Origin of the sequence: Mesorhizobium sp. M0058, assembly GCF_040323095.1 — a bacterium.
Taxonomy (GTDB): Bacteria; Pseudomonadota; Alphaproteobacteria; order Rhizobiales; family Rhizobiaceae; genus Mesorhizobium.
Genome location: NZ_JAMYUQ010000041.1, coordinates 1 through 9,769, shown reverse-complemented (window position 1 = coordinate 9,769; position 9,769 = coordinate 1). Strand labels below are relative to the sequence as shown.

Genomic DNA, 9,769 nt, shown 5'->3' with positions numbered 1-9,769 from the left:
ACAAGCATCTCAAATCCACCAACATGCTGGAGCGGCTCAACGAGGAAATCCGCCGGCGCACCTATGTCGTGCGCATCTTCCCCAACACCGAAAGCTGCCTGCGCCTGGTCAGGGCGTTGGCCGTCGAGACCAATGAAAACTGGATGGAGGCCAACCGATACATCAATCAGGCCACAACCGAAAAACTCAAGCGTGGCAGTCATCTGGCCTCCTATTGAGGGCTGAGATGTTACAGCTTCCCAAGACGCCGAGTTATCTGCTGCCAACTCTGGGGGTTGGCCCGATACGGCTCAAAATCCGGCGCCGGAGCTGGAGCGCTCTCCAATCCTGAGATATCAGACGCCGATGCTGCGGGCGATGCTATCGGCCGCCATCCGCTTGCGCCACTCAAGAGGCCCCGAATTATGAATGGAGTTCCCTTCAACATCCACGGCCATGATGACCGGCATGTCCTGCACCTCAAATTCAAAGATAGCTTCCATGCCCAAGTCTTCAAATGCAACAAGCCGCGCCGCCTTGATGGATTTTGAAATCAGGTACGCAGCTCCGCCCACTGCTATGAGGTAGGGTGTTTTGTGTTTGACGATCGACTCGATGGCTGCCGGACCCCTCTCGGCTTTGCCGACCATCGCGAGTAAGCCAGTCTCGGCGAGTATCTTTTCCGTAAAACCGTCCATACGGCTGGAGGTGGTCGGGCCAGCCGGCCCGACAACCTCATCCCCTACCGCGCGGACGGGACCGACGTAGTAGATCACTCGTCCGCGCAGATCGACGGGGAGGGGTTTGCCGGCATCGATCAGCTCGACCATTCGACGGTGGGCGGCGTCACGGCCCGTCAGCATCTTTCCGGACAAAAGAAGCGTTTCCCCGCGGAGCCATGACGCTGTCTCTTCCTTGGTTAGCCCATCGAGATTAATCCGTCGGACGCCGGTTGCGTGCAAATCCTCATGAGCTATCTGGGGCCATTCGGAAAGGTCGGGATGCTCAAGGGTGATGGGGCCAGAGCCGTCCAATGTGAACCTCAGGTGCCGATTGGCGGCGCATTGCGGAATGAGCGCCACGGGCTTCGAGGCGGCGTGGGTGGGATAGGTCGCAACCTTTACGTCAACTACGGTCGTCAGACCACCTAGGCCCTGAGCGCCTATCCCTAGCGCATTAATCCTTTCATAGAGCTCGATCCGCAGAACCTCCTCCGCGCTTGACGGCCCCCTGGCGATCAGTTCCCACATGTCGATCGGTTCATTCATGGCCTCCTTGGCAAGCAGCATCGCCTTTTCAGCGCTGCCACCAATGCCGACCGAGATCAGGCCGGGCGGACACCATCCGCTGCCCAACCTTGAAACGGTGTCGACTACCCAGTCGGCAACGGACGCACTGGGGGCCATGGTGGTGAAACAAGCCTTGTTTTCGGACCCGCCCCCTTTTGCTGCGATGGTAATCTCGATTCGGTTCCCGGGCACGAGGTCGACATGGATGACAGCCGGCGTGTTGTCACGGGTATTGATCCGTCCGGCGAGCGGATCGGCGACGATCGATGGCCTAAGCGGGTTGTCTGGGTCAAGGTATGCTCGGCGGACCCCCTCATTCACGAGGTCAGCGAAACTGGCTGCAGCATTGATGTGAACGCCCATCCCCACCTTAGCGAAAACCACGACCAGACCGGTATCCTGGCAAATTGGGCGCCGTCCGAAGGCCGCCATGCGGGAGTTCAGCAGAATCTGCCCGATGGCGTTCTTCGCCGCCGGGCTCTGTTCGCGCGCGTATGCGTGCGAAAGGTACCGGATATAGTCGCGGGGATGATAGTACGAGATGTACTGAAGGGCGTCGGCAACGCTCTTTGTGATATCCTCGCCGGCAATGGTCCGTTTTTTATTCACGAAATCTCATCCGAATGACGCAAACCCGTTGACCAGTTTTAGGCTCTGGAAGGACCGAAAACCCTGTTCGCCGCCCTCATATCCATAGCCGCTCTGCTTAACGCCTCCATATGGCGCATCCGCGGAAACCCCTTTCAGGTAATTTACACTGAGGGCGCCTGCAGAAAGACCGCGAATCAGAGCCTGTTTCGCATCGGCGGCCGCGGTGAAGAGGTAGGCCGCAAGGCCATACTCGGTGGAGTTGGCTTCTCGGATGGCCTCCTCGATCGTGTCAAACGGCGCTACAGTCAGGATCGGCCCGAACGGCTCGTCATGAAGCACTTTCGCATCGTTTGGCACCCTCGTTATGATGGTTGGTGGCCAGTAAAAACCCGGCTGGTCCAAGCGGGTGCCACCGGTTTCGACGCGGGCACCGCGCTCGACCGCATCCTTGACCAGACGCTGCATGGCCTCGATACGACGCCCGTTTGCCATTGGGCCCATCTGGGTCGCCGGTTCATCCGGTGGGCCGATCTTGATCTTCCGGGCGGCTTCAATCATTCCGGATAGGAATTCCTCATAGAGGGTTCCCGCGACAAGAATCCTGCTGGGCGCATTGCAGCTCTGCCCCGCGCACTCGAACTTGTATTCCGTGATTGCCGGTATAGCTTTTGCCAGGTCAGCATCCTCGCATACAACGACCGGGGAGTGCCCGCCGAGTTCAAGAATGCATCGCTGCAAGTTGTTTGCGGCAAGCTTGGCGAGCTGTTTTCCAACCTCGGTCGAGCCCGTAAAGGTCAGGACCTTGACGATAGACGAGTTGAGCAGGTGGCGGGACACTTGAACAGGCAAGCCAAAGACGAGATTGACCACGCCGTCCGGGATGCCCGCCTGGCGCAAAGCTTCAACGAAATGGACAGCCGCGCTTGGTGTCTCTTCAGCCCCTTTGAGGATCACCGGGCAGCCTGCCGCCAAAGCGGGGCCAAGCTTTCGGGCGATGAGAACGGCGGGATAGTTCCAAGGCGTAAAGGCAGCGACTACGCCTAGGGCCTCCGGGACAAGTATCCGGTTCGGGCCGGCTGGAACTGGGGCCGACAGCTCTTCCGCGTGCGTGGCATTCCACTCCAGCGTTTCGACAGCGCGCCCGTACTCACCTGTTGCTTCGGCAATCGTCTTCCCCTGTTCTCTCGACAAGTCCTTCGCTGCGTCTCCCACCTTCGCGGCCAGTATCCTGGCGCCCGCCACAAGGATTTCCGCGCGCTCTTTTGCAGGCCTTGATGACCAAGACCGGCGGCTTCGCTCTGCAGAAGCAAGGGCCTCGTCCAAATCCGAAGCCGACGCCGCCGCCACCGAGCCAAATACCTGCTCTGTCGCAGGGTTGATCACCGGCAGAGTGGTTGCGTCACTACCGGCTCGCCACCTACCGTTGATGAAAAGCTGATAGGTCGTGGCGTTGAACATCGCATGCTCCGCTCAAGTGAATTCCTGTCGGAGGGAGACCCGCCGATATCCGGACCTCGGCTCGCTAGGCCGCAGTTTCATCGATACGGTAGGGTTCGGTCAAATATGAAATATCGAGCAAAGACATCTCGAATCCAGATTGACACCAAAGAGCGAAGGCACTGGAACTCGTTGGGATGTGTCTAAACCCGATCCGGAACCGTTGCCGCCCAGTGCCTGCCCTGGATCAAAGTCGTTACCACTTTGGGGATCAGCTTACGCACCTCAGACACGGCTGGAGAGCGCTCATCTTTCGGGTTGACGGCAAGTACAACGGAGCGGGTAATCACCGGATCAATGATCTTAATCGTCCGAACTTGGCCTTGAGACGCCTCTTTCTGAACGGCCGACGGGGCAAGGATAGAATACGCTTTTGCTTCCATGACCATGTTGATGATCGTGGAAAGGGAGTCGACTTCGAATCTGACGTCCAGCACACACCCGTGCTGCGCCATTACATCAGCCACCGAACGCCTGACATTGTTGTTGCGCATCGGAACCGCCAGCGGAAACGCATGCAGGTCGGCGAGCGGTATCGACTCTTCGAAAGGGGGTTCACCCCGCGGCACTACCAGGCAAAGTTCTTCCCGTGCCAGCACCGTCATTCGCCCTACACTCTCGGCAGTCCGGTAAAGGACAGCCAGATTGAAGCGGCCAGCCGCCATCCACTCCTCGAGCGGCCCCGTCATGCCCTCGATCATCTTAAGCGAGATTCTCGGCAATTCGCTTCTTACCGATTCAAGCAAGGGACCGCTAAGGACACGAGCGGCTCCGGACGGGATGCCAATGGTCACCTCTCCGGAAGGAGCAGCCACCGAGTTGGTCAGTTCGGCCTCAGTGAGTTGAATTTCCTTCAGGATGTTCCGCGCACGCTCAAGCAGCTTGTCTCCGGACGCCGTGACGCTGACACCAGTTCTGTCCCGAACCAGCAGCTGGGTGCCAAATCCTTGCTCCAGTTGACGCACATGCAGGCTTAGAGCACTTTGAGCGACGTTGAGGGTCGCCGCTGCCTTCGTGAAACTGCCTGCTTCGACCACGCCGACAAAGTATCTTAACTGCCTTATGTCCAAGATGACCAAATCCAACCGGGCATGATCCCCATAGCCTTCCTATCTATCTCGAAGTGAGATAGCCGGCAAGGGACTAACTGGGGCCGAATCCACGCGTGCCGGCATCGTTTTCTGCCACAAGGCGCGAATGCAGTCTGCTGGTCGGCGATATTCCGAGACGACGAGCTCGAGTCGATGATCTGGGCCTCTTGGGCATCTGGTCGTTCTCCCTGACAGATCTTACGCCCACCTGCGTGTTTGTCATGCGCGAGTAGGACGGGAAGCGCATCCTGCATGCTGGCGCCGAGCGGATGGCTTAGGGCCTGCGGGCCGCAATGCCGAAGCGCTTTGCCGTCGCCCAATTCGACACCAGCCGTTGTTCTCATAAGATCGCTGCGCGGGTCGTCCACATGAAGGCACAAACCTGTCTGCACCTGCGGCAACCTGCCCGGGCCAGCACATCCTGCGAATCGTCCTCGATCGCGTCTCCCGCTCGTGACATAGCGGACGGGGCGGCCGACATCTAAAAACAAACCCGCCGACCGAAACCCACAACCGCCACCCTTCATCATGACGGCTCACCGGGCGCCCGCAAGAGCACTGCGACGGTTACCCGATCGCCGCTTCAGGCCCCCGCCGATGCAATGACTGCGACCTTTGCGAGCGCACTCTGGGCAAGAGGCAAGGAACTGGATGCGTCCCGGCGAAAGTCTTTCTCGCTCAAGGGCCCGATTCGCCATTCGCCATTCTCTATACTGCACCACTACTCTGCCGAATCGGTCTTCGGAAGACTCAACACCTTCTGAGGCCGCATCGAGATTGGCCGCCAGGCGAACAAGCTACAATTCACGCGAGCCAAAACAGATGCGCCCTTGCGGCCCACCTTGCCACGCCAGATAGAGAATAAATGCAAGCGGGGCATGATCGCACTGCTTTTGTCTATATGTCATGGTCGGCCTCCAGGCAGGCCGAGGTGTACTTCGGCGTATCCCACGGGAATTCAGGTGCATAGTGGCGGAGTTACGTTGCCTCTCAACGACCTAGACAACCATGCTCTCTCACGTTTTCAACCGCACTTCATACGATTTTACAGCAATCACCTTCTTCCTGTTCAGCAATCAAGCAGGAAATATAGTTGACATGCTATGCCGTTGTTTCCACTCGGTATAAGCAGCATCCCCCAGATTTTCTAGACAGCAGGTCATCGCTACGGACGGCGGCTTCCCTCTATTCGGTCAGAATGGCCCGAAGGCTATAATCGAAAGGGCGCTTTGGCCTGACGGCGCAACCGCCGGATCGGCATCCTCTCCAACGAGGCCATCGCCAAGCTCGCCGGCCTGGCGCCGATCGCCAACGGCAGCGGCAAGCGCAGTGGTCACCGGTCGGTGCGCGGCGGCGGCCAGGGCCAGCGCTCCATCCTGTTCCTCGTTGCTCGCACCGTCGCCAGACACGATCCTCACCTCGCCGCCTTCAATCAATGGTTGCAGGACCCAGGAAAGGAGAAAAAATCGCGCTCGCCCACAAGCTGCTCGTCATTCTCAATGCAGCAGCAGGCCACCCAAACCTCGGGCTCGCAAATGCAACTTGACACTCCATCCCTCACTGTGCGAGTGGCTGTCCAAATGCCGACTAGACGCTCAGTTGTTGCTGTCGAGTGCCAGGATGTAGTGGGCGCGCCGAACCACTGGCGGATCAACCATCTTGCCATCCAATGAGAATGCAGACAGCCCACTCGCAGCTGCATCATTTTCGGCCGCGACAACACGATGAGCCCACTCGAGCTCCTGTGCGCTTGGGGTGAAAGCTTCATTGAATACGGCCACCTGTGTCGGATGGATGGCCAAAGCTCCGGCAAAGCCAAGCCGCCGCGCATATGCCGCGGCTTCGCGAAGTGTATGGGTGTCGGAGAACTCGCCGATGCTTCCTACGAAGCCCAGTGGGAGCAAGCCGGCCGCTCCGGCGGCAAACAGGACGGCAAGGTTTGGCGTCAAGAGAAGGTCGGATCCCGGGACGCCGCCAACAGCGGCGCAGAAGTCTTCAGGACCAAGCGCCATTGCAACCATCCTTGGATGCGCCGACGCAATACCTGCAAGCCTTTGCAAGGCGGCTGGGGTCTCGATCTGGGCAAGGAACCGGATGTGTCCCGGCGCAAGATTTCTTTCCCGTTCAAGATCCGACACCGCATTCGCGATCTCTGACACCCACTCTGCCGATTCCGTCTTCGGAAGAACAAGTGCGTCAACACCTTCCATCACGGCTGCATCGAGATCGGTAGCCAAGGCGCGCAAACCACGATTGACGCGGACCAAAACAGAAGCGCCCTTGTGCCCCACCTTTGCCACGGATCCAGAAAGCTGCCGGCGTGCCTCTCTCTTTTGATCTTGCGGGACGGAGTCCTCCAGGTCGAGAATGATGCCATCCGCGCCGCGCTTATGAGCAGTCTCCACAAAACGGGGAACGTGAGCGGGCACAAAGAGCAGGGATCTCCAGCGGGGCACAGACATCGCCGTTTCAACGGACGCAAAGGTGTCCTTGATCATGAACTCGCCTCCGCGGGCGATTTCAGCGAACGCGGTTCGAGGGAGCTTTTTGGACCGATGGCGTCCTGAGATCGCGCTTTAGAACTCACCTTACCGAGAGGCATGCTCAAGCCAATCCGGCTCTCGCGCGCAAACGCCCCAGAATTTCCTCGCGGACGGTCTCAGTATGAGCGCCAAGAGCCGGAACCGGGCGCAGGGACGGGTGCTCGGAGTTGAAAATCGCCGCCGGCGCTATAGTCTCGACGGTTCCTTCAGGTGTTCCAACCTCGACCCTGCGAACGTGTGGATGCCTTGAAACATCTACTACTTCGTTCAGGCGGCCATATGCCAGGCCGGCCGCCTCGAGCTCTCGCATCGCTTCATGGCAGGACAGCCCGGAAAAGCGCCTCTCAATGATATCATCAAGTTGCGCACGGTGACCGAGACGCTCCATATTATCAGCAAAACGAGGTGCGCGTGTAAGCTCCGGCTGCTTCAGGAATTTCTCGCAGAAATTTACCCATTCGCGGTCATTTTGAACCGAAAAGATGACTTCTTTCCCGTCAGCACAACGATAAGCGCCATAGGGCGCCAGCGACGGGTGTTTTACGCCGGCTCGTACAGTGTGATAGCCACCGTAATCGTTTTGCAGAACCGCAACATTCATCCAATCGGCGACGGCATCGAACAGCGACACTTGGATGCTGATGCCTTCGCCGCTGACTTCGCGATGATAGAGGGCTTGGAGGATGGCGCTATGCGCTGTCATGCCCGCCGAGATGTCACAAACTGAGACCCCTACCCGCGCAGGCCCCTGTTGGTTGCCGGTGATCGCGCATAGACCTGTTTCGGCCTGGACGATGAGATCATAAGCCTTCAAGTGGGAATACGGCCCCTTCTCCCCGAAACCGGAGATGTCGCAGGTGATCAGCCGCGGATATCGACGACGCAGATCACCAGATCCGAAACCCAGTTTTTGAATACTACCGGGTTTTAGATTCTGGATAAAGACGTCAGCATCGGCAATGAGCGTGTCTAGGACCTCGCGGTCCCCCTCCGATCCTAGGTCCAGACAGACCGATTCCTTACCCCGGTTGAGCCAGACGAAGTAAGCGCTCTGCCCCCGGACCAACTTGTCGTAGCTTCGGGCAAAGTCCCCTTCTGGCCGTTCAATTTTTATGACCCGGGCCCCGGCATCCGCAAGACGAGAAGACGCATACGGCGCGGCCACGGCCTGCTCCACCGCAACGACGGTAATCCCCTCAAGAGAGTTCTGCATTTTTCATCCAACAGTTTCGGTTTGAGCTCCACGACGGCTTAGGATCGATAGCAGTCTGTTCTGTTCGTTCCCGACGATGGAAAAAGCCTCGTCGACACCCATTCCAGGCTTTGCAAGCATCACGTCGGCCTGAGTTGCAACGGATACATGCACTGAAGCCTGGGCGGAGAGTTCCGTCTCCGTACAGCTTCCCCCCACATACGCCCCTACACCATTCGCCTTGCAGATGAGAACTGCGCGCGCGGTGTCGCCGATTGAGCCGACGTCTGGCGTCTTGATTTGAACCAGATGCGCCGCCTTCGCTTCGGCAAAGTGCCGGATATCTTCAAGCGTATTGCACCGCTCGTCCACGACAATGCGTGCGCGGGATCCCCGGCTGTCTAAAATTGAGACGATCTTCGCGTAGTTCTGAATCTGAGCTTGCGTCGAACCAAAATCCGCCGGGGATTCAATGTTGAGCTCAAAACCTGGCACAGTATCTGCGACCCTGGAAATGAAGTCTGCGATGCTTAACGGTTCTAGGCCGATTTCCTGGCCGATCCAGCCATACACATCGAAATGCAGCACCGGCTGATATCCTGGACGGCCGATTTCACGCGTGCGCGCCGCAACCCACTTCACGAACTCCATGAAGGTCTGGCCGCCCACGCCGAATTTCTGCCGTGAGTTGATCAGGCCGTGGGGAAGCACATCCACGGCCTTCAAGATCATCTTATCGACGTTTATTTCGCGAGCGTCACCACTCTGGCAGTAAATCGGAACCGGGCAGGTCGGCAACGGCAGGTTAAATTCGGTGCATAAAACCTCTGCCATAGTAGTACGCCGGAGGTAGGCCGCCGCGCGCAGCAAGGCCTGGCTGACGCCGTACTCAAGCGCGAGGGGTAGCCGCTCGCATTCGAACGGCTCGAAAATCTTCGCGTGGGCGTCAAGGTAGAGAGATGCATCCACGTCGAGGAGTCGTGGTACTATGACTCGCGACGCCAGGTCCGATATTTGTTTGATGTCAAACAGAGGATCGCGCCCACCGGCACCAGAATATTGCACACTCATCATGTCGCCCCAAACGACGGCGCCGTCGACCAGGACAAGCCCGATGCTGAGCGAAGACGCCGGAACGCGGATAGAAGTGAAACCGGGAGTTACTGGTTCGCCGAGATATCTGAAGCCGTCCTGCGGGGCGCCGGCCATGATGGCAGCCTGATCGTCATAGAAAAACGCACCACTGCCACGCGCGAAGAGAACGTCTTTGATCTGCACTTGCTTCATTCGTTCGTTCCAACACACTTTGTGGCCGCCTCTGGTGCATTACCGTCTGCCAACTATGCGCCACGTGGCTTTCGGTTCGCCAATATAAAAACCGAGGCGGTTCCATCGCGTTTCCAGATGGCTTGCGCATGCCAAGCAAACCGCCATCACTCTAACGTGTTTACCGGAAATATGTGCGCAACAGCCGATCGCGTGACAGTTCGACGGCTTCGAAAAAACCGGCGAAGAGGAAATTCAAGAGCTACCCGATCGGCTACTTCCACATCGAATGCGGAGGTCAGGACCGAGCAGGGCAAACTG

At 58.3% G+C, this 9,769-nt stretch carries 7 protein-coding genes and 1 pseudogene; 2 read left to right on the top strand and 6 right to left on the bottom strand.

All coding sequences use genetic code 11. The features are described 5' to 3' along the window. The coding region (locus NKJ75_RS32520) for a transposase (protein ID WP_352500740.1) at positions 1-218 on the top strand (218 nt) is incomplete at its 5' end. A gap of 117 nt (positions 219-335) precedes the next feature. Here the strand turns inward: NKJ75_RS32520 and NKJ75_RS32515 are convergent. From NKJ75_RS32515 to NKJ75_RS32505, 3 genes are all read right to left on the bottom strand, one after another. Beyond that, complete coding sequence (locus tag NKJ75_RS32515) at positions 336-1,877, bottom strand: fumarate hydratase (protein ID WP_352500739.1); 1,542 nt, start codon at positions 1,875-1,877, stop codon at positions 336-338. A gap of 6 nt (positions 1,878-1,883) precedes the next feature. Beyond that, entirely contained in the window at positions 1,884-3,317 is a 1,434-nt protein-coding gene (locus NKJ75_RS32510) for an aldehyde dehydrogenase family protein (protein WP_352500738.1), read from the bottom strand. Positions 3,318-3,499: 182 nt separating this feature from the next. Then, positions 3,500-4,426 carry a LysR family transcriptional regulator gene (locus tag NKJ75_RS32505; protein WP_352500742.1) on the bottom strand — a complete coding sequence of 309 codons (927 nt, stop codon included), beginning with the start codon at positions 4,424-4,426 and terminating at the stop codon, positions 3,500-3,502. Positions 4,427-5,700: 1,274 nt separating this feature from the next. Here NKJ75_RS32505 and NKJ75_RS32500 point away from each other — a divergent pair. Next, positions 5,701-5,993: pseudogene (locus NKJ75_RS32500) on the top strand (transposase); the annotation flags it as partial. A 49-nt stretch (positions 5,994-6,042) separates the two neighbouring features. Here the strand turns inward: NKJ75_RS32500 and NKJ75_RS32495 are convergent. From NKJ75_RS32495 to NKJ75_RS32485, 3 genes are all read right to left on the bottom strand, one after another. Continuing rightward, positions 6,043-6,945, bottom strand: coding sequence for an HpcH/HpaI aldolase/citrate lyase family protein (locus NKJ75_RS32495; protein WP_352500737.1), 903 nt, complete (start codon positions 6,943-6,945; stop codon positions 6,043-6,045). Positions 6,946-7,051: 106 nt separating this feature from the next. Next, positions 7,052-8,203 carry a CaiB/BaiF CoA transferase family protein gene (locus NKJ75_RS32490; protein WP_352500736.1) on the bottom strand — a complete coding sequence of 384 codons (1,152 nt, stop codon included), beginning with the start codon at positions 8,201-8,203 and terminating at the stop codon, positions 7,052-7,054. 3 nt (positions 8,204-8,206) lie between these two features. Continuing rightward, the gene (locus NKJ75_RS32485) at positions 8,207-9,460 is read right to left on the bottom strand and encodes a methylaspartate ammonia-lyase (protein WP_352500741.1); all 1,254 of its coding nucleotides are present in this window, start codon (positions 9,458-9,460) and stop codon (positions 8,207-8,209) included. Between the last annotated feature and the right edge of the window lie 309 nt (positions 9,461-9,769).

What these genes read in the sequence shown, in the direction of transcription:
- NKJ75_RS32495 (WP_352500737.1), bottom strand. Translation starts at nt 6,945, where the DNA reads ATGATCAAGGACACCTTTGCGTCCGTTGAAACGGCGATGTCTGTGCCC.
- NKJ75_RS32510 (WP_352500738.1), bottom strand. Translation starts at nt 3,317, where the DNA reads ATGTTCAACGCCACGACCTATCAGCTTTTCATCAACGGTAGGTGGCGA.
- NKJ75_RS32490 (WP_352500736.1), bottom strand. Translation starts at nt 8,203, where the DNA reads ATGCAGAACTCTCTTGAGGGGATTACCGTCGTTGCGGTGGAGCAGGCC.